Source organism: Pseudarthrobacter sp. C1 (assembly GCF_034720455.1).
Lineage (GTDB): Bacteria > Actinomycetota > Actinomycetes > Actinomycetales > Micrococcaceae > Arthrobacter.
In genome coordinates this window covers 1-19,015 of record NZ_JAYESK010000016.1, presented here as the reverse complement: position 1 = coordinate 19,015, position 19,015 = coordinate 1, and the positions used below count along the sequence as shown (strand labels likewise).

Annotated in this window: 15 protein-coding genes, 1 pseudogene and 1 riboswitch; of the genes and pseudogenes, 12 read left to right on the top strand and 4 right to left on the bottom strand. The window is 66.3% G+C overall.

The genetic code is table 11. The annotated features are described in order from the left end of the window. Positions 1-62: 62 nt before the first annotated feature. Positions 63-788, bottom strand: coding sequence for a GntR family transcriptional regulator (locus U7114_RS18640; RefSeq protein ID WP_321214471.1), 726 nt, complete (start codon positions 786-788; stop codon positions 63-65). A 226-nt stretch (positions 789-1,014) separates the two neighbouring features. Between U7114_RS18640 and U7114_RS18635 the strand changes: the two genes are divergently transcribed. After that, a complete protein-coding gene (locus U7114_RS18635) occupies positions 1,015-2,352 on the top strand; it encodes an MFS transporter (protein ID WP_157240905.1) in 1,338 nt (445 codons plus the stop codon). Positions 2,353-2,450: 98 nt separating this feature from the next. On the opposite strand, the gene U7114_RS18630 is transcribed toward U7114_RS18635, so the two are convergent. Together U7114_RS18630 and U7114_RS18625 are read right to left on the bottom strand one after the other, a co-directional pair. Continuing rightward, entirely contained in the window at positions 2,451-3,683 is a 1,233-nt protein-coding gene (locus tag U7114_RS18630; RefSeq protein WP_323058183.1) for an amidohydrolase family protein, read from the bottom strand. A gap of 103 nt (positions 3,684-3,786) precedes the next feature. Continuing rightward, complete coding sequence (locus tag U7114_RS18625; protein WP_323058182.1) at positions 3,787-5,244, bottom strand: DUF3100 domain-containing protein; 1,458 nt, start codon at positions 5,242-5,244, stop codon at positions 3,787-3,789. 171 nt (positions 5,245-5,415) lie between these two features. Between U7114_RS18625 and U7114_RS18620 the strand changes: the two genes are divergently transcribed. From U7114_RS18620 to U7114_RS18605, 4 genes are all read left to right on the top strand, one after another. Then, positions 5,416-6,903: a chlorohydrolase family protein gene (locus U7114_RS18620; protein WP_323058181.1), complete on the top strand. Its 1,488-nt coding sequence runs from the start codon at positions 5,416-5,418 to the stop codon at positions 6,901-6,903. 184 nt (positions 6,904-7,087) lie between these two features. Then, positions 7,088-8,425 (top strand): amidohydrolase family protein, encoded by a 1,338-nt coding sequence (locus U7114_RS18615; RefSeq protein ID WP_323058180.1) that lies wholly within the window; start codon positions 7,088-7,090, stop codon positions 8,423-8,425. 84 nt (positions 8,426-8,509) lie between these two features. Then, positions 8,510-9,496 (top strand): ornithine cyclodeaminase family protein, encoded by a 987-nt coding sequence (locus U7114_RS18610; RefSeq protein WP_323058179.1) that lies wholly within the window; start codon positions 8,510-8,512, stop codon positions 9,494-9,496. 42 nt (positions 9,497-9,538) lie between these two features. Continuing rightward, positions 9,539-10,207: a GntR family transcriptional regulator gene (locus U7114_RS18605; RefSeq protein ID WP_157240917.1), complete on the top strand. Its 669-nt coding sequence runs from the start codon at positions 9,539-9,541 to the stop codon at positions 10,205-10,207. 32 nt (positions 10,208-10,239) lie between these two features. On the opposite strand, the gene U7114_RS18600 is transcribed toward U7114_RS18605, so the two are convergent. Further along, on the bottom strand, positions 10,240-10,599 hold the full coding sequence (locus U7114_RS18600; protein WP_323058178.1) for a VOC family protein: 360 nt from the start codon (positions 10,597-10,599) through the stop codon (positions 10,240-10,242). Positions 10,600-10,693: 94 nt separating this feature from the next. Between U7114_RS18600 and U7114_RS18595 the strand changes: the two genes are divergently transcribed. The 7 genes and pseudogenes from U7114_RS18595 to U7114_RS18565 form a co-directional block, all read left to right on the top strand. After that, the gene (locus tag U7114_RS18595; RefSeq protein ID WP_323058177.1) at positions 10,694-10,993 is read left to right on the top strand and encodes a hypothetical protein; all 300 of its coding nucleotides are present in this window, start codon (positions 10,694-10,696) and stop codon (positions 10,991-10,993) included. 167 nt (positions 10,994-11,160) lie between these two features. Beyond that, a riboswitch (glycine riboswitch) is annotated at positions 11,161-11,258 on the top strand. A 160-nt stretch (positions 11,259-11,418) separates the two neighbouring features. Then, a complete protein-coding gene (gcvP, locus tag U7114_RS18590; protein ID WP_323058176.1) occupies positions 11,419-14,271 on the top strand; it encodes an aminomethyl-transferring glycine dehydrogenase in 2,853 nt (950 codons plus the stop codon). Between the two features lie 10 nt (positions 14,272-14,281). Then, on the top strand, positions 14,282-15,403 hold the full coding sequence (gcvT, locus tag U7114_RS18585) for a glycine cleavage system aminomethyltransferase GcvT (protein ID WP_323058175.1): 1,122 nt from the start codon (positions 14,282-14,284) through the stop codon (positions 15,401-15,403). A 163-nt stretch (positions 15,404-15,566) separates the two neighbouring features. After that, complete coding sequence (gcvH, locus tag U7114_RS18580) at positions 15,567-15,950, top strand: glycine cleavage system protein GcvH (RefSeq protein ID WP_157240929.1); 384 nt, start codon at positions 15,567-15,569, stop codon at positions 15,948-15,950. Then, positions 15,947-17,281, top strand: a complete 1,335-nt coding sequence (gene glyA, locus U7114_RS18575; RefSeq protein WP_323058174.1) for a serine hydroxymethyltransferase — start codon at positions 15,947-15,949, stop codon at positions 17,279-17,281. The genes gcvH and glyA overlap by 4 nt, the downstream gene beginning before the upstream one ends. A gap of 163 nt (positions 17,282-17,444) precedes the next feature. Further along, positions 17,445-18,881 (top strand): L-serine ammonia-lyase, encoded by a 1,437-nt coding sequence (locus U7114_RS18570; protein WP_323058173.1) that lies wholly within the window; start codon positions 17,445-17,447, stop codon positions 18,879-18,881. Between the two features lie 24 nt (positions 18,882-18,905). Beyond that, a pseudogene (locus tag U7114_RS18565) lies at positions 18,906-19,015 on the top strand (lipoyl synthase); the annotation flags it as partial.

The window sequence follows — 19,015 nt, the reverse complement described above, 5'->3', positions numbered from 1 at the left end:
CTGGCGCACAAAAAAAGAAGCCCGGCAGGTTGCCGGGCTTCCCTGTGATTGCTGGCCTGGAGTCACACGATGCGGGTCCTGGGCGGGCCGCCTTCCTCAAGGGGCTCGAGCTCCACTGTTCCCTCGAACGCCTGGGCGAAGCGGGTGAAGGAATTCCTGATGTGCTGTGCCATCGCCGCCTCCGCCTCCTCCGGCCGGCAGGCCTGGATGGCTTCCCGGACGGCGGAATGCTCGGCCATGGTGCTGGCCCCGTCAACGTCTGCCGGGTAGAGGCGGAAGGTATGCAGGTGGCAGTGCGTCTGGGCGAAGGCGTGCCGGACCACAGGGTTCCCGGCTGCGGCAAGGATGGTGTCGTGGAAGCGCGTGTCATGCGCAACGAGGTCCTGCCGCAGGTCACCTCCGCCCCTCATCACGCCCTGGAAGGCGGCCAGTTCTTTCTCCAGCGCCCTGGCGGGGTTGGCGAGCCGGTCCACTGCTGCCGCGCGGGCGGCCCACGGCTCCACCAGCAGCCGGAATTCAAACAGTGACCGCAGTTCGTCCAGGCCCAGCAGGGGAGTGGTGCTGTAGCCGCGCCCGGGGGTGTAGACCACCAGGTTGTCGCCCTCGAGCCGCTGGAGCACTTCCCGGACCGGCGTCTGGGATACGCCCATGGTGCGGGAAACGGCGTCGATGTTGATCCGGGTGCCCGGCTCGATTTCCCCGTTGAGGATTGACGCGCGCATCGCGGAGTAGACGTCGGTGACGGCTGCTTTGATGCGGGAAGTCTCGGACGGTTGACGTGGTGGCACGCGTTTACCTCTTTGCAGTGTGTTGCCGGAGTCGCTGTGGGAATCATAAGCCACCGGCCGGTTCCGGGCGCTCGCGGAAGTTTTTTTTTGGGGGGGGGGACTTGTCTTGGATCACTTTCTATATATGATTAACCGCATTCCTATATGATCGTTTCCCCAACAAGCGCGCCCCGGCCCTCCTTGTGCCGTGTCGCCCGAAGCCCATGTTTACGTCAAAGGAGACCGCATGACTGCTCTAGGCAGTAGGCTTGCCCCCAAAACTTCCCCCAAGGCTCCCCGCACCATGACCCGAAAACGCTGGATGATCATCTGGCTCGCCTTCATTGGCCTGAGCATCAACTACCTTGACCGCTCCAGCCTTAGTGTCGCGCTGCCGTTCATGGGCAAGGACTTCGAGCTCTCGGCAACCCAGCAGGGCCTGATCTTCGCGGCCTTCTTCTGGGCCTACGACTTCTGCCAGCTGGCCGCCGGCTGGTACGTGGACAAAGTGGGTCCGCGCAGGTCGTTCTCCCTCGCGGCCGTATGGTGGTCCATCTTCACCATGGTCACCGCAGCGGCGACGAACTTCTGGTCCCTGTTCGCCGCCCGGTTCCTGCTGGGCGTTGGCGAAAGCCCCGCCCCCAGCACCGCGGCCAAGGTGGTGGCCACCTGGTTCCCGGTCCGGGAGCGTGCGTTTGCCACGAGCATCTGGGACTCCGGCTCCCGTGTCGGCGCGGTGATCGCCCTGCCGATCGTGACCCTGATTGTTGCCTTCACGTCATGGCACGCCGTGTTCATCATCATCGGCATTGCCGGGATCATCTGGGCCGCGGTCTGGTGGAAGGTGTACCGCAGCCCCGAAGAGCACCCGACGGCGGACGCCGCCGAGATTGCCTACATCCAGGAAGGCGGTGCGCGCAGCGCCGCAAGCGATGACGAGGGCGCCGCCAAGCTTCCGTGGCGCTCGCTGTTCAAGTACCGGACCGTCCTCAGCATGATGTTCGGCTTCTTCTGCCTCAACAGCGCCATCTACTTCTTCATCACCTTCTTCCCGAGCTACCTGGTGAAGGAGCGCGGCTTCGACCTGCTCAAGCTCGGCTTCTTCGGCGCCATCCCCGGAATCTGCGCGGTGCTGTTCGGCTGGCTGGCGGGGTACGTTGCAGACCGCGCCGTCCAGCGCGGCGTCTCGGTGACCCGCGTCCGCAAGACCGCCATCGCCGGCGGCCTGACCGGCGGCTCGGTCATCATGTTCGCTGCGCTGGTGCCCGAGGCCTGGATGGCGCTGGCCCTGCTGTCGGTGGCGTACTCCAGCCTGACGGTCGCAGCAACCGGCATCTGGTCGCTTCCGGCAGATGTTGCCCCCAGCTCACGCCACGTGGGCTCCATCGGCGGCCTCCAGAACTTCGCCTCCAACCTGGCCGGCATCTTCACCCCGATCCTGATCGGCGTCCTGGTGGACCAGACAGGCTCCTTCGTGGCCCCGCTTGCCGTCATCGGTGGGGTGGCCCTGGTCGGCGCCGCCAACTACCTCTTCGTGATGGGCAAGATCGAGCCCCTGAAGGTGGCTGAACCCGCAAAGGTCTAGCGGGAGGATCGCAAAACATCAGCGGACGACGGCGGGAGGTTCCCGCCGTCGTCCGCTTTGCTTTCTCCGTCCGGAAAGCACCAGGGACAGCGCGTGGGTCAGGCGGCCGGTTCCGCAAGGACAACCAAACCGTCGGCGACGAGCCTGCCGGCGTGGATGACGGTACGGTCCGTGCCGCGGTCCATGACGGTGCTGGTGACGGTTTCGCCGTCCACAATGACGATGTCTGCCGCATCTCCAACAGCGAGGCCGGGCCGGTCATCCGGGCCGGTGAGGCGTTGAACCGTCCGGTCCATGATGGCGGCGCCGCCAATGGTGGCGATCGCCGCGCAGTGCTCAATCAGGCGGTCCTGGCGCAGCCGGTGGGTGAAGGCCAATTGCCAGGTGCGGTCCAGCATGTCGCAGTTGCCGTATGGGCTCCAGTAGTCCCGTTGGCCATCCTCGCCAAGACCCACGCGGATCCCGGCCGCGGTCATCTGGACCAGGTCGAACTGGGTGCCGGCGCTTGCCGGGGCCACCGTTGCCCAGGCTACGTCCAGTTCGGCCATCTGCTCCATGAGGCGGGCAGTCACATCCGGGTGGACGTTGGCCAGATCGTAAGCGTGGGAAAGCGACACGCGTCCCTGCATGCCCAGCGCCCGGGTGCGTTCGAAGACAAGTTCGGCGCTGAAGACGCCAAGGTGCCCGGGCTCGTGAAGGTGAATATCGACGTCGGCCCCGTACTTCTCCGCCAGGCCGAACACGATGTCCAGATGGCGGGCGGGATCGCGGTCCAGTTGGCAGGGGTCGATGCCCCCTATGGTCGTGGCCCCCGCACGCAGTGCCTCCTCGAGCAGCGGGACAGTGCCTTCCTCCAGCACGAGGCCGGCCTGGGGAAACGCCATGATCTCCACGTCTGCAGCACGGGCAAAGCGCTCCTTCGCGGCCATGACTGCCTCGAAGCGCTCAAGCTTGCAGTCCACATCGATCTGGGCATAGGAGCGGACGCGCGTGGTGCCGCGTGCAATCATCCGTTCCAGCGTCCCCGCCACCACATCGGGGTAGGGGATGGGGGTGTCGCGCCAGTTCTTCCGGTCATTGCACATCATGTTCCACACCCCCGGCGAACCGGTGTGCTCCCGGAAGGGCAGCCCGATCCGGGTCGAGTCAAGGTGGACGTGCACATCCGTGAATGCAGGGAGGGCGATCCGGCCGCGCCCTTCCAGCTTCCGGCCGGAAGCGTCACCAGTTACGGCGCCGGTCCCCACCGCACGGATGGCCGCGATCCGTCCCGCGCTAATTTCCAGGTCTACGGCGTCCCCGCCCCACGGGCGGACATTGGTGATGAACATGGTTGGATCCCTTTGCAGTGCTGTCCCGGTTAAGGGTCTGTGGTGTTAACGGCGGGGGGAAGGCACCGGGCCCGGAGGCCCGCCGCCTTCCCCGCAGTATGGACTAGAAATGGAAGGCGACCTGCGCGATCACTGCGGCGGCAACGAAGCTCGCGGTGAAGGTCATCAGGGCGACGATGATGATCTTCCAGCTCAGTGAGCGGAGTGCCTTCACATCACGGCCCAGTGACATGCCGATCAGGGCGATCATTGGCAGGCCTGCGAAGAGGACGTTGATGTTCTGCGTGGTGGAGGCGATGAAGGGGCCGATGGGCAGGAACGTCGCGGACGCAATCGTTGCAAGGGCAAGGACCCAGATGCTGGACGGAACCGCCGGAACTAGCCTGGCGAGGACCAGGGCGATGGCAGTAAGGACCAGCAGGATGGTCACGCCGACCACATCCAGCGGTCGCATTGAACCTGTGCCCAGCGTGTTCAGCAGGATGCCTGCCACTCCCGTCGCGGCGAAGGCGGTGAGCCACGTCCTGGGGGAACGGAGAACAGTGGGGTCCGCTTCGATGCCGTTGACGTCCACGGTGTCAGTGACGGCCGGCTCGTCCGCTTCCACAGCGGCCGCGCCGGAGCGCGCGTGGGCGGATCCGCCTGTTTTGCTCCCGGCTGCGGAGCCAAGGAGAGCGCCGCCGCGGACACGGCGGCCCAGATCGTCCCGCCCGAAAATGCGGGACCACATCGTGTAAAGCTTCTGGCACATAGGCAGCGCGATGAAAACGCCGGCGTAGAAGCCGACGATGTTGGTCACCAGATTGGACAGGGCAGCAAGGGCCATGATCTCGCCCGCCATCTCCGGATACAGGATGGACAGGGCACCCACGCCGCCGAGCATCATGGAGGCGGACCCGAGTCCAAGACCCAGCGCGAGGGCCCGCGGGTCAAAGAAGTCCAGTCCACCCAGAAGGCCCGCCAACAGCGAGATGAACACGGCACCGAATACACTGCCCAAAACCCACACCGCGAATACGCCGCGGTACTCGGGGGAACGGACGCCAAAGCGCTGGATCGCGAAAGCAAGGTAGGACTCGCGGTCAATCGACCACGTGGCACCGATGGCTGTGCGGCCCAGGCCAAGCGCAACCGCGACCGGCAGTGCCAGGATCACTGTGCCCACCACATGGCCCACCTCCTGCAGCAGGATCGCGGGACCGATGTTCGTGAACTTCGTCAAGGACGGCCCGATCTGCGTGCCGAGGCCCGCGAGGAAGAACACGATGGAGACATCCATGAGGTGGGTGGACACCGCACGGGCACGCCCGCCGATTGGTTTCCATCTCTGGACTCCCAGGAAGCCGCCGATGAGCACGGTCCACAGGATTGGCATCAGGACAATCGCGGCGGGGCCGAGGTGGAATTTATGGGTTCCGATCATGATGGCGGCGGCACAAACGGCGGTGGAGAGCGCGATCATTGCGAACCACAGGGCGGGGCGGGCACGGAAAGTATGCGACGGTACCGCGTCCACTAGGACGGATGCGGTGCCGCCTGTGGTCTTCGCTTCATTGCGCATGACGCAGGCCTTTCGAGGGGGAACGGGGAGGAGCGAGCGATATACAGCCCAGGTTTCGGGAATGTCGCTCTGGTATACCAAAAGACTGTATACTCGTACCCAGTGAGAGGCAAGTCACATTTTTGTAGGCGCCCGGAACCCACGCCCGGCGCCCAGGTGCAAGGAGGCACGATGTACACGAAAATCTCCGCCCGGTACGTTCTGGGTTTTGATGGAAAACAGCACACCCTCATTGAGCACGGCGAAGTCGTGTTCGAAGGTACTGTCATCGTCTTTGTCGGCCGCGGCTATGACGGTCCCGTGGATGAGGAGCGCGACTACGGCAAGAGCCTGGTCATCCCCGGACTGATTGACCTGGATGCGCTCGCCGACATCGACCACCTCATCCTCGACTCGTGGCCTTCGCCTGAAGTTGCCGCCGGCCACTTGTGGTCCGAGAACTACTTCGCCAACAACCGCCGGGATGTGTTCAGTCCGGCTGAACGCGCCAAGGTGCGGGAGTTCGCGCTGGCGCAGCTGGCACTGCACGGCATTACCACCTATATGCCGATTGCCTCGGAGATCCACAGCTCCTGGGCTGAAGGGCTCGATGAACTGGTGGACATGGCGCGGACCAGCCGTCGGATCGGACTCCGGGGCTACCTCGGGCCGGCCTACCGGTCGGGGGTCCACGTCACCACTGCAGCGGGGGACCGCGAAGTCCACTTCGATGAGGCCCGCGGGGTTGCCGGGCTGCAGGACGCACAGGATTTCCTGGACTTCGCGGCTGACCTCGCGGACCCGCTTATCACGGGCGTCCTGCTCCCGTGCCGGATTGAGACCTTGTCCGAAAACCTCATGCGGGAGACTGCCCGGATTGCCCGTGAGCGGGACGCCCTCGTGCGGCTGCACTGTCTGCAATCTCCCCTGGAAGACGGGCTGTTGCTGCGCTCTGCCGGGCGCAGCGTGCTGGAACTTCTGGAATCCACGGGCCTTTTCGGCACCCGCCTCCTCATTCCCCACGGCGTGGTGATTGACGCCAGGAATCCTGCTGCGGCGGCCGCCGGAGGCCCGTTGGACCTGCTGGCCAGGCACGGCGTCAGCATTGTCCACTGCCCCTTGACGTCCTTCCGCTACCAGAAGCAGCTTGTGTCATTCGACCGTTTCCGCGAGGCCGGCGTCAATCTCTGCCTGGGCACCGATTCCTTCCCTCCGGACCTGATTCGGGGCATCGACGTGGGGATGCACCTGACCCGGCTGGTCGAGGAAAGGCCCGACGCAGGCGCCCTGGCTGACTACTTCGACGCCGCCACCCTCGGCGGGGCCGCGGCCCTTGGGCGGCCGGACCTGGGAAGGCTTGCGCCCGGTATGCAGGCGGACATTACGGTGGTCTCGCTGGCCGGCTTCGCAGATGGTGTCGTCGAGGACCCGCTGCGCACACTCGTGCTGAACGGCACGGCCCGCCAGGTGACCGATACTTTCGTGGCCGGGCGTGCCGTCGTCGTCGACGGCGCCCTGCCCGGCCTGGACCTCGAGTCCCTGCGGGCCGAGGGGCAGCAACTGTTCGACCGGATGCGGGCAGCCTATTCCGAGCGGGACAGCCGGCGCCGGGACCCTGATGAGCTGTTTCCGCCCACGTATCCGCCAGCGGACATCGTCGCTCCGGTAGGCGTTTCCTAACCTGGCTCCGGCAATTCGCGTTCCCGCCCACCCTAGTCCTTGGTATACCAGTGGGGCTATTGTGAACGAAGTCGGGGCCACCAGTACGTAGGGGCGAAGCTCGACCGCCCCCGCCAATCGCTTGACATTGACCCGTCCACGGACCCCGCGCTTCCGCCGCAGGGCTTATCCCTTTGGAGAAACCATGTGCCTGCACGACCACACCCCCGCCGCCCTCCCTTCCCCGGCCGTTCCGCGCCGCGGGATCCTCGCCGGAGCAGCCGCCCTCGCCGGGATCTCGGTGGCCAGCCTTGCCGCCCAGCTGGGAAATGCCCCGGCGGCGAAAGCGGAGGGCAACACGGCAGGCCCCGGCCGCCGTGGGCGTCCCGCTTCGCCGCCGCCGATGATCATCGAAGGCGGCACCATCGTGGATCCCCAGACCGGCGACGCTGTCTATGACGGCGTCCTGGTGCTGGAAGCAGGAAAGGTCAGTGCGGTCGGTACCCGGGAGGAAACGCGACGTGCAGTGGCCGCGCTTGCCGGGCGGGCACACGTGGTGGATGCCTCCGGCCGCTGGGTCATTCCAGGACTCATCGACGTGCATGTCCATGCGAACGCGCTGTCGGATGCGCGCGCCATTCTGCAGGGCGGAGCAACCAGCGTCAGGAGCGGCTCGAGCAGCTTTTACCAGGACGTCGCCTTGGCCGCCCTGCCTGCCTGGGCCGCCGGAGCCTCGCCCCGGATGAGCCCTGCCGGGCTGTTCGTCTCACCCGAGCTGGGGGACTCGCTCCTCGCCGACCCTGATCTTGCACCCCTTGCCTCCCTGGCTGGCGGCGTCAGGGAAACGGGCGATCTCGCCTACCTCACGCGCGTGAACCTGAACCGCGGCGCGCAGGTGATTAAGACAAGGGCCAACCCCCGGGCGGGCCTGCCGGAGCAGGATCCCCGTGAGCTGGTCTACAACTACGATCAGCTCTCCGCCGTGGTCAAGGCAGCAGGCAAAGCGGGTGTGCTGTGCCATGCCTACAGTGCCGAAGGGATAGACGGCGCGGTCCGGGCAGGGGTGCGCAGCATCGAGCACGGAGTCTTCGTCACCGAAGAGACCATCTCCCGGATGTCCAGGCAGGGGACGTACTTCACGCCCACCATGGATGCCATCACCAGCATGGCGGGTTCGTCCAACCCAATCCTTGCCGCCCGGGGCAAGGAGTACACACCCATCATCAAAGCAGCCGTGAAAGCCGCCCATGATGCCGGCGTGACCGTCGTTGCGGGGACGGACTCGTTCGGATCCGACGTGACTCCGATCGGCACGGAAGTCCGCCTGTTGAGTGAGGCCGGGCTTTCCCCCCTGGAAGCCCTGAGGGCCGCCACGGTCAATGCCGCCGCGCTGCTGGGCTGGAGTGAAAACGCCGGCCGGCTGGTGCCCGGTTCCTTCGCGGACGCCGTCATTGTGGACTCTGATCCCCTGTCCAGCGGCTCTGCCTTGGAAGGAATCCGGGCCGTGGTGGCGCAGGGAGTCCTTGTCAGGAACAGCCTCTGAGCCACCGTGCCTCTCAGGGCGGGGTTTCCCCGCCAACCCTGACCGCCCAAGCTAACGCCCCCTTCCATTCCGAAAGCGACCCCCATGACCCTGATCCTTAAAGCCTCCGAGCTCGAAACCCTGGCCGATATGCCCGGAACCATTGCCGCCGTCGAACGCGTCTTTGCCGGCCTGAGCCGAGGTACCGCTGTCCAGCCCGCGCCGGATTCGCTCCTCCTGCCGTCGTCGGATGCCCGGTTCCTGCCGATGGCGGCGCTGTCCGGGCCGGAGGAGCTGGCATCCGTGAAACTACTGGCGGACATCCCGTCCAACGGTGGGGCCGGCCTGCCCTCGCAGCGGTCCACCATCATGCTCGTAAGCCAGCTGACCGGTGAAACACTGGCCATCCTGGACGGTAAAGTCCCCACCCGGGTCCGTACGGCCGCTGCCAGCGCGGTGGCGACCAAGCTGCTTGCCAGGCCCGGGAGTGCCACCTTGGGGTTGGTGGGGGCGGGGGCCCTGGCGGTGGCACATGTGGAAGCCATGCTGGCCGTCCTGCCGATCAAAAATGTCGTGGTGTGGTCCCGTTCCACTGAGACGGTCGCTGCGTTCTGTGACCGGATTTCCTCATACGGGCTGCACATCACGCGGGCCGCCAGTGTGCAGGAAGTTGTTGAGAACTCGGACGTGCTGTGCACCCTCACGCCAGCGGTTGAGCCGCTGGTCAAGGGGGAGTGGTTCCAGCCCGGACTGCACGTCAACGCCGTCGGATCCCGTCCGCGGCCTGACCACCGGGAGATTGACTCAGCGGGTATGGCGCGGGCGCGGGTCTTCGTGGACAGCCTGGCCACGGCCCAAGCGAAGTCAGGGGGACTGATCGTCCCTGTGGCTGAAGGCGTCATGGGCTTTGACGATGTGGAAGCCGAACTTGGTGACGTGGCGGCCGGGATAAAAGCAGGCCGTCTGGGGGATGAGGACATAACCTTGTTCAATTCGGTGGGTATCGGCCTGCAGGACCTTGCCATCGGGAGGCTCCTGTATGACGCTGCACTCAACCAGGGGGTCGGCACCCGCGTGGAGCTGAATAACTGAGGCAGCCCGGAAGCAGGGCACTGGAACCAACAGGAGGCATCTTTGAGTACCCAGGCGGACGCACCCGCGTCTTCGGCTGATGCTACCCGTGCACGGATCCGGGAGTTGATCATCTCGGGTGACTTCGCGCCCGGTTCACGGCTCAGGGAACGCGAGCTGTCACAGGCCCTGGACGTTTCCCGGGTCCCCGTCCGCGAAGCCCTCCAGCAGCTGGAAGCCGAAGGTTTCATTGACACCTCGCCACGGCGCGGGGCCACCGTCAAGCAGATCACCCTGAGGGACGTCAATGAACTCTTTGATGTCCGGCTCAGCCTCGAGGTCCTCGCCGCGCGGCTCGCCGCCCAGGCCGCCGCCCGGGGTGAGTCCACAGCGCGCCTGCAGCACATGATGGACAAGGCCGAAGAAGCAACCCTGCGCCACGACCACACGGAGATCCCGCTCATCAACACGGCCCTGCACGCGGAGATCGTCTCGATGGGAGGCAACTCGCTGCTCGAGTACTCCATGAAGCCTCTGCTGGGCAGGATGCAGTGGCTCTTCACCCTGACCGGGCACCGTGATCCCCAGGTCCAGTGCGCGGAGCACCTGAGCCTGTGCCGGGCCATCTATGACGGCAAGGCCGAACTTGCGGCGGCGCTGGCGTTCGCCCATGTGGAGCTGGGCCGGGAACCATCACTGCAGGGGCTGGCCGGGCAACTGCCTGAAAACTGACCCGGCCGGAAGTTCAAGGTTCGACGGCGGGGCTACCGCGGACTTTTGTCAACGACGCAGAACCTGTTGCCGTCGGGGTCGGCGAGGACCACGAAATCGGGGTTCTCCGGGTACAGGTCCCAGTCGACGCGCTGGGCGCCGAGTGAAACCAGCCGTTGCACCTCGGCGCCCTGATCGTCCGCATACAGGTCCAGGTGAATGCGCGGGTGCTCCTGGACCGGCGTTTCGCTCAGCATGAGGGCGAGCTGCGCTCCCGGGCCCGCTGCTGGCACCAGGATCACCCAGGTTTCGTCCCCGGGCTCCTGCGGGACGTAGCCGAGGGCGGCGTGCCAAAAGGCGGTTGCGCGGGCGACGTCGTTGACGCCGAGGACGGTGCTGCCTATGGTCAACATCCGCCCAGCCTAAACCCGCTGCCCGGAGCCTGTCTTGCCCCGGAGCCGGACCCCTGAGCCGGACGCCGGGGGCGGCCCGGCTAGACTCGCCTGCATGGGGGACAACAACGCACCTGAAGACCGCAAAACTCCGCCGCCTGCCCGGGTTCTTGCCGCCGTCGTTCCCATCGCTGGCCTTGTGACGGTAGTGGCGGGGTGCCTCGTAGCATGGAGCAACGCGGACGCCAGCTTCGGCTGGTTCGCCTACGCGCCGCTGAGCAACCAGCTTTTCAGCGGCAGCGGCATCGCCTTGGTTACCCAAGGTACACAGATCGGCCTGGCCGTCGCCGTCGTCGGACTGCTCGTCCTGGCGTTCTGGGCGGGGTACCGGCTGGGCAGGGAAGCCTCCCGCTAGAACTTCCGGAAGCCTCCTAATTGCACCGTCTCCGTGCACCTGATGCCTTCGAGCACGTCGGGCGCGTCCCGCCGTCGTAAGCCTGACTTGGAAAGACGCGGATTTTGCATCCAGCCCCATAACCCGGTAAGGTGTGAGCCGTGTCACCGACCAGTGGCACGTGCTTATGATCTGCGGCGGGAGAGTCCTGCCGGTACGTTCTGCAGGCGCCGTAGGAGCAAATCCTCCCCAGGAATCTCTCAGGCCCACGTACCGCCGCGGCAAGGCAACTCTGGAAAGCAGTCCGGGCAACCGGGCTCACCGACGGTGCAAGTGGCGCCCCGCTGAACAGCAGGGCAACGCAAAACTCTCAGGTCCAATACAGAGCGGGGAGGAACCCGAATCAAAGTGGCACCGGTTGCCACCTGAATTATGGAGTTCCTCTCATGACGGTTCAATCGTCCCCAACCACCTTCGCAGACCGCCATATCGGCGCGCGCCGCCAGTCCGACATCGACACCATGCTCAAGGCCGTCGGCTACGACACCCTTGATGGCCTCGTGGACAGCGCAGTTCCGGATTCCATCCGCCAGGACAAGCCCCTCACCCTTGAGGGCGCCCTCAGCGAAGTCCAGGTCCTCGCCGAGCTCCGCAAGCTGGCCGGCAAGAACAAGATGGCCGTGCAGATGATCGGCCAAGGCTACTACGACACCGTGACCCCGCCGGTGATCCGCCGCAACATCCTTGAAGCCCCCGCCTGGTACACCGCCTACACCCCGTACCAGCCCGAGATTTCCCAGGGCCGGCTCGAGGCGCTGCTGAACTTCCAGACCATGGTCCAGGACCTCACCGCGCTCCCGGTGGCCAACGCCTCCCTCCTCGACGAAGCCACCGCCGTCGCCGAAGCCGTGCTGCTGATGCGCCGCGCCAACAAGTCCAAGACTGCGAAGGACGGCAAGACCGTCCTCGACGCCGACCTCCTGCCGCAGACCATCGCCATCGTGCTGGGCCGCGCCGAAGCCCTCGGCTTCGAGGTGGAAATCGCAGACCTCACCAACGGACTTCCCGACGGCGAGATCAACGGCGTCGTCCTGCAGCAGCCCGGCGTCTCCGGCCGCGTCTGGGACCAGTCCGCCGTCATCGCCGAAGCCAAGGAGCGCGGCGCGCTTGTCACCGTCGCTGCCGACCTCCTGGCACTCACCCTCATCACCCCGCCGGGCGAGCAGGGCGCGGACATCGCCGTCGGCTCCACCCAGCGCTTTGGCGTGCCGTTGTTCTTTGGCGGACCGCACGCCGCCTACATGGCCGTCCGCGACGGCATGGAACGCACCCTCCCCGGCCGCATCGTGGGCGTTTCCAAGGACAACGCCGGCGTCCCCGCCTACCGCCTGGCACTGCAGACCCGCGAGCAGCACATCCGCCGCGAGAAGGCCACGTCCAACATCTGCACCGCCCAGGCGCTGCTGGCCATCGTCTCCTCCTTCTACGCCGTCTACCACGGCCCCGACGGCCTGAAGGCGATCGCCGAGACTGTCCACAACAACGCCCGCGCCCTGGCCGCCACGCTGAAGACCGCCGGCCGCGAACTGGTGTCCGACACCTTCTTCGACACCCTCACGGTCAGTGTTCCCGGCAAGGCCGCCACGGTGATCACCGCCGCCGAAGCCCGCGGCATCAACCTGCGCCTCATCGACGCGGACACCGTTGGCGTGTCCGTTGATGAAACCACGACGCCGGAGGTCCTCGCCGCGGTTGCCGTCGCCTTTGGCGCCGGTCCCGTTGTGTCCGGTGAGGGCTTCGAGCTGCCCGAATCGGTGCTGCGCACCTCCAGCTACCTGCAGCACCCGGTGTTCAACACGCACCGTTCCGAGACCCAGCTGCTGCGCTACATCCGCCGCCTCTCCGACCGGGACCTGGCACTGGACCGCACCATGATCCCGCTGGGCTCCTGCACCATGAAGCTGAACGCCACCGCCGAGATGGAAGCCATCTCCTGGCCGGAGTTCGCCTCCATCCACCCGTTCGCCCCCGACTCCCAGACCGAGGGCTGGCGCGAACTGATTGCGGGCCTGGAAGCCGACCTCGCCGAAATCACCGGCTACGACCAGGTATCCATCCAGCCCAACGCCGGCTCCCAGGGCGAGCTCGCCGGCCTGCTGGCGATCCGCGGCTACCACCACTCCCGCGGGGACCAGCAGCGCAACGTCTGCCTGATCCCGGCATCGGCGCACGGCACCAACGCCGCCTCCGCCGTGCTCGCGGGCATGAAGGTTGTGGTTGTTGCCACCGCTGCAGACGGCACCATCGACCACGCCGACCTGCAGGCCAAGATCGAGGCCCACAAGGACGTCCTCTCGGCCATCATGATCACGTACCCGTCCACGCACGGCGTGTACGACTCCGATGTCCGCGAGGTGTGCGACGCGATCCACGCCGCCGGCGGCCAGGTGTACGTTGACGGCGCCAACCTGAACGCACTTGTAGGCCTCGCCCAGCCGGGCAAGTTCGGCGGCGACGTCTCCCACCTGAACCTGCACAAGACCTTCTGCATCCCGCACGGCGGCGGCGGACCCGGCGTCGGCCCGGTTGCTGCCAAGGCACACCTGGCACCGTTCATGCCGGGCGACGCGAACAAGGCCGCCCATGAAGCCGGGCATGGCGTCGCGATTTCCGCTTCGCGCTTCGGCTCCGCCGGTGTGCTCCCGATCTCCTGGGCCTACGTGAAGCTGATGGGCGGGCAGGGCCTGACCGAGGCCACCAAGTCCGCGCTCCTGGCTGCGAACTACGTCGCAGCCCGCCTGGACGAGCACTTCCCGGTCCTCTACACCGGTGAAAGCGGCCTCGTTGCGCACGAGTGCATCCTTGACCTGCGCGAGCTGACCGCCCGCACGGGTGTCACGGCCGAGGACGTGGCCAAGCGGCTCATCGACTTCGGCTTCCACGCCCCCACGCTGTCCTTCCCGGTGGCGGGCACCCTGATGGTGGAGCCCACCGAGTCCGAGGACCTCGCGGAGATCGACCGCTTCATCGAAGCCATGATCACCATCCGCAAGGAAATCGACCAAGTGGCCGCCGGCGACTTCACCGTTGAGAAGTCCCCGCTGCGCAACGCACCCCACACGGCCGCCGCCGTCGTCTCCTCTGAATGGGACCGGACGTACCCGCGCGAACAGGCCGCCTTCCCGGTGGCATCGCTCCGGCAGGACAAGTACTTCCCGCCGGTCGGCCGCATCGACGGCGCGGCAGGGGACCGCAACCTGGTCTGCTCCTGCCCGCCTCTTTCCGAGTTTGAGAACTAAGGATTCCGTGATGACTGAGAACTACACCGCGCTCTATGAGCAGCACAAGATTGCCGGCGCATCCTTCACCGACTTCGGCGGCTGGCAGATGCCCCTGAAGTACAACTCCGAGCTGGCCGAACACCACGCTGTCCGCAACGCCGCCGGACTGTTCGACCTCTCCCACATGGGCGAAGTGTGGGTAACCGGCCCGGACGCCGCAGCCTTCCTGGACTACGCCCTGGCCGGCAAGCTGTCCGCGGTTGCCGTGGGCAAGGCCAAGTACTCGCTGATCTGCCAGGAAGACGGCGGCATCATCGACGACCTCATTTCCTACCGGCGGAGTGAAGACAAGTACCTTGTGGTGCCCAACGCCGGCAACGCTCCGGTGGTTGCCGCAGCGCTGGCCGAGCGGGCTGCCGGCTTCGACGTCACCGTAAACGACGTTTCCGCCGAGACCTCCCTCATCGCGGTGCAGGGACCGAACGCCGAGGCCATCCTGCTGACGCTCGTTCCTGCGGATCAACACTCCCTGGTGACGGAGCTGAAGTATTACGCGGCCGTCGAGGTGGAAATTAACGGGCAGGACCTGCTGCTGGCCCGCACCGGGTACACCGGCGAGGACGGCTTCGAGATCTACATCCCCAATGAGGACGCCGCCGGTCTGTGGGACGCGCTGCTGGAAGTTGGTGCCGGCCACGGGCTCATCCCCGCAGGCCTGGCCTGCCGCGACTCGCTCCGCCTCGAAGCGGGCATGCCGCTCTACGGCAACGAGCTCTCCCGCGAAGGCAACCCCTACGCAGCCGGCCTGGGCCCCGTGGTTTCGCTGGCCAAGGAATCCGACTTCGTGGGCAAGGCCGTGCTCGCCGAACTCAAAGCACTCGGCGCAGGCTCCACGTCCGGCCGCAAGCTCGTGGGACTCAAGGGCCTGGGCCGCCGCGCCGGACGCAGCCACTACCCGGTCCTCAAGGACGGCAACGTCGTGGGCGAGGTGACCTCCGGCCAGCCTTCACCCACCCTCGGGTACCCGATCGCGATGGCCTACGTCGACGTCGAACACTCGGAACCCGGCACCGCCCTGGACATCGACCTCCGCGGCAAGCCGGAGCCCTTCGAAGTAGTAGCACTCCCGTTCTACAAGCGCCAGAAGTAACGCCCGCCCCGGCGGGGCTGACATCCTCTGCATGCTGCTCCTTCGTCGCTTTGACGCATGCTGCCGGATGCCAGCCTCGCCAGCCCTCGACGCTCTCTCACTTAATGCGGGTTTTGGGCCGACGCTCCCTCACTTTCTCAAACACGAACCTAAGGAAAAACACATGGCAAAAGTTGCTGCTGAACTGAAGTACTCCGCCGAGCACGAATGGGTTGCTGCTGACGGATCCGGGCCCACCGGCGTCGGAATCTCAGCTGTGGCCGCCGAAGCCCTCGGCGACATCGTGTACGTCGACCTCCCCGAGGTTGGCTCCACCGTGACCGCGGGAGAGACCTGCGGCGAGGTGGAGTCCACCAAGTCCGTCTCCGACCTCTACGCTCCCGTCACCGGCGAAGTTGTCGAGATCAACGACGAAGTGGTCTCCGACCCCGCCCTGATCAACAACGATCCCTACGGCGCCGGCTGGCTCTTCAAGGTGGCCGTCACCGAAGAAGGCCCGCTGATGTCCGCTGAGGAATACGCGGCAGCCAACGGCGGCGAACTGTGAGCAGCGCGGCAGCAGGCACCGGCACAGTGACGGCCTTCGAGCAGGTGGTTTCGCCGAGTCTCGACGCGGACCTCTCCACCCTGGACCCGGAGATCGCCGCGAAGATCGACGACGAACTCACCCGCCAGCGCGACGGCCTGGAGATGATCGCCTCCGAGAACCACACCGCCGTGGCCGTCATGCAGGCGCAGGGCTCGGTGCTGACCAACAAGTACGCCGAGGGCTACCCGGGCAAGCGCTACTACGGCGGCTGCGAACACGTGGACGTCATCGAACAGCTCGCCATCGACCGGATCAAGGCGCTCTTCGGCGCGGGGTTCGCCAATGTGCAGCCGCACTCCGGCGCCCAGGCCAATGCCTCGGTGATGCACGCGCTGATCAAGCCGGGCGACACCATCATGGGCCTGAACCTTGCCCACGGCGGGCACCTCACCCACGGCATGAAGATCAACTTCTCCGGCAAGCTCTACAACGTGGTCCCCTACGGCGTCCGCGAGGACACCCACACAGTGGACATGGCCGAGGTGGAGCGCCTGGCCCAGGAGACCAGGCCGGCGCTGATCGTGGCCGGCTGGTCCGCCTACGCCCGGCAGCTGGACTTCGCCGAGTTCCGCCGCATCGCTGATTCCGTGGGCGCCTACCTCATGGTGGACATGGCGCACTTCGCCGGGCTCGTGGCCGCCGGCCTGCACCCGTCGCCGGTGCCCCACGCGCACGTGACCACGTCCACCACGCACAAGACCCTCGCCGGTCCGCGCGGCGGCATCATCCTGACGAACGACGCCGACATCGCCAAGAAGATCAACTCGGCTGTGTTCCCCGGACAGCAGGGCGGACCGCTGGAGCACGTGATTGCGGGCAAGGCCGTGGCGTTCAAGATCGCCGCGTCCGCCGAGTTCAAGGAGCGCCAGCAGCGCGTCCTTGCCGGCGCCCGGATCCTCGCCCAGCGCCTGGTCCAGCCGGACGTCACGGCCAAGGGCATCAGCGTGGTCTCCGGCGGCACCGATGTGCACCTGGTCCTGGTCGACCTGCGCAACTGCGAGCTCGACGGGCAGCAGGCCGAGGACCGCCTCGCGGCCATCGACATCACCGTCAACCGCAACGCCGTCCCCTTCGACCCGCGGCCACCGATGGTGACCTCCGGCCTCCGGATCGGCACGCCTGCCCTGGCCACCCGCGGGTTCGGCGAGGACGCCTTCCGCGAGGTCGCGGACATCATCGCCGAGGCATTGACGGCCGACGCCGACGCCGACCTTTCGGGGCTGCGTCACCGCGTCGAAGCCCTCGCCAAAGCCCACCCGCTCTACCCGGGCGTCGCACCACTGTCCTGACCTCGGTTGCGTCCGCGACGGCGGACCGGACTTTTCACGCGTGCTGGCTCGTTCCTCGCCTCTGACGCACGCTTCCGAAAAGCCCGGCTCCGCCGGCGCTCGTGCCCACGTCGCCTTAGCGACGCTCCACCCACCCATTACACGTCTCGTTAGGAATCCCACCATGGCCGTTGGCGTCTTTGATCTGTTTTCGATTGGGATCGGACCTTCGAGTTCTCATACTGTGGGGCCGATGCGGGCTGCTGCTGTTTTTGCTGAGGAGCTGAAGGCTTCGGGGGTGCTGGCGGGGGTGGCGTCGTTGCGGGTGGATTTGTATGGGTCGTTGGCGGCGACGGGCCATGGGCATGGGACGATGACGGCCATTTTGGTGGGTTTGGAGGGGTTTCATCCGGAGTTGATTTTGCCGGAGGAGGTGGAGGAGCGGCTGGCGGCGATCGCGGAGACGGGGTTGCTGCAGCTGGCCGGTGCGGTGGCGTTGCCTTATGGGGTGAAGGATATGGTGCTGCGGCCGTTGACTGTCCTGCCGCGGCACACGAACGGGATGACGTTCACGGTCTCCGACGCGGCCGGGAAGGTTTTGCATGCGGCGACGTTCTTTTCGGTGGGCGGCGGGTTCATTGTCCGTGAGGGCGAGGAGGACGCGGCCCAGCTGGAGCTGGAGGAGTCCAAGAAGGAGCTGCCGTTGCCGTTCCGGACCGCGGCGGAGTTGCTGGAGCATTGCCGGGAAACCGGGCTGGGCATCAGTGATGTGATGCGGGTGAACGAGGAGGACAGCCGCACCCCGGAGGAGATCCGGGCGGGCCTGCTGCACATCTATTCGGTGATGGAGGGGTGTGTGGCCGCGTCCTTGAAGCGTGAGGGGGTGCTGCCGGGCGGGTTGAAGGTCCGCCGCCGGGCCCCGGACTGGTATGACCGGCTGCGGAAGGAAAGCGCCCGGCCGGCCGGGTCCGAGGACAAAGGCGACGGAGCCGAGTTCCATGATCCGAAGTATTGGCAGGAGTGGGTTAATTTGATCGCCCTGGCGGTCAATGAGGAGAACGCCTCGGGCGGGCGGGTGGTCACGGCGCCGACGAACGGGGCGGCGGGGATCATCCCGGCGGTGCTGTATTACGCGCTGCATTTCGCGCCGGGGATGGAGAACGCGTCCCGGGTGGACCGGGAGGATGTGGTGGTGAAGTTCCTGCTCGCCGCGGGCGCGGTGGGGGTCCTGTACAAGGAGCAGGCGTCGATTTCGGGGGCTGAGGTGGGCTGCCAGGGCGAGGTGGGCTCGGCGTCGTCGATGGCCGCCGCCGGGCTGGCGGAGGTGATGGGCGGGACTCCGGCGCAGGTGGAGAACGCCGCGGAGATCGCGATGGAGCACAACCTGGGCCTGACCTGTGATCCGATCGGGGGCCTGGTGCAGGTGCCCTGCATTGAACGGAACGCGATCGCGGCGGCGAAGGCGATCAACGCGGCGAAGATGGCGCTCTGGGGCGACGGTTCGCACCGGGTTTCGCTGGACGAGGTCATCGTGACCATGCGGGAGACCGGCAAGGACATGAGCTCCAAATACAAGGAAACGGCCATGGGCGGCCTCGCCGTCAACGTCGTCGAATGCTAGTCGAATGCAAAAGGAAGAACACTAATGACATTGGCACCTGAAGGCCGGAAGCTTTTGCGCGTTGAACAGCGCAACTCGGCTGTCCCGGTGGAGCGGAAGCCGGACTGGATCAAGGCCAAGGTCCAGATGGGCCC

Coding starts and splice junctions, on each gene's coding strand:
- U7114_RS18635 (WP_157240905.1), top strand. CDS start 1,015: ATGACTGCTCTAGGCAGTAGGCTTGCCCCCAAAACTTCCCCCAAGGCT.
- U7114_RS18630 (WP_323058183.1), bottom strand. CDS start 3,683: ATGTTCATCACCAATGTCCGCCCGTGGGGCGGGGACGCCGTAGACCTG.
- U7114_RS18625 (WP_323058182.1), bottom strand. CDS start 5,244: ATGCGCAATGAAGCGAAGACCACAGGCGGCACCGCATCCGTCCTAGTG.
- U7114_RS18620 (WP_323058181.1), top strand. CDS start 5,416: ATGTACACGAAAATCTCCGCCCGGTACGTTCTGGGTTTTGATGGAAAA.
- U7114_RS18615 (WP_323058180.1), top strand. CDS start 7,088: ATGTGCCTGCACGACCACACCCCCGCCGCCCTCCCTTCCCCGGCCGTT.
- U7114_RS18610 (WP_323058179.1), top strand. CDS start 8,510: ATGACCCTGATCCTTAAAGCCTCCGAGCTCGAAACCCTGGCCGATATG.
- U7114_RS18600 (WP_323058178.1), bottom strand. CDS start 10,599: ATGTTGACCATAGGCAGCACCGTCCTCGGCGTCAACGACGTCGCCCGC.
- U7114_RS18595 (WP_323058177.1), top strand. CDS start 10,694: ATGGGGGACAACAACGCACCTGAAGACCGCAAAACTCCGCCGCCTGCC.
- gcvP (WP_323058176.1), top strand. CDS start 11,419: ATGACGGTTCAATCGTCCCCAACCACCTTCGCAGACCGCCATATCGGC.
- gcvT (WP_323058175.1), top strand. CDS start 14,282: ATGACTGAGAACTACACCGCGCTCTATGAGCAGCACAAGATTGCCGGC.
- gcvH (WP_157240929.1), top strand. CDS start 15,567: ATGGCAAAAGTTGCTGCTGAACTGAAGTACTCCGCCGAGCACGAATGG.
- U7114_RS18570 (WP_323058173.1), top strand. CDS start 17,445: ATGGCCGTTGGCGTCTTTGATCTGTTTTCGATTGGGATCGGACCTTCG.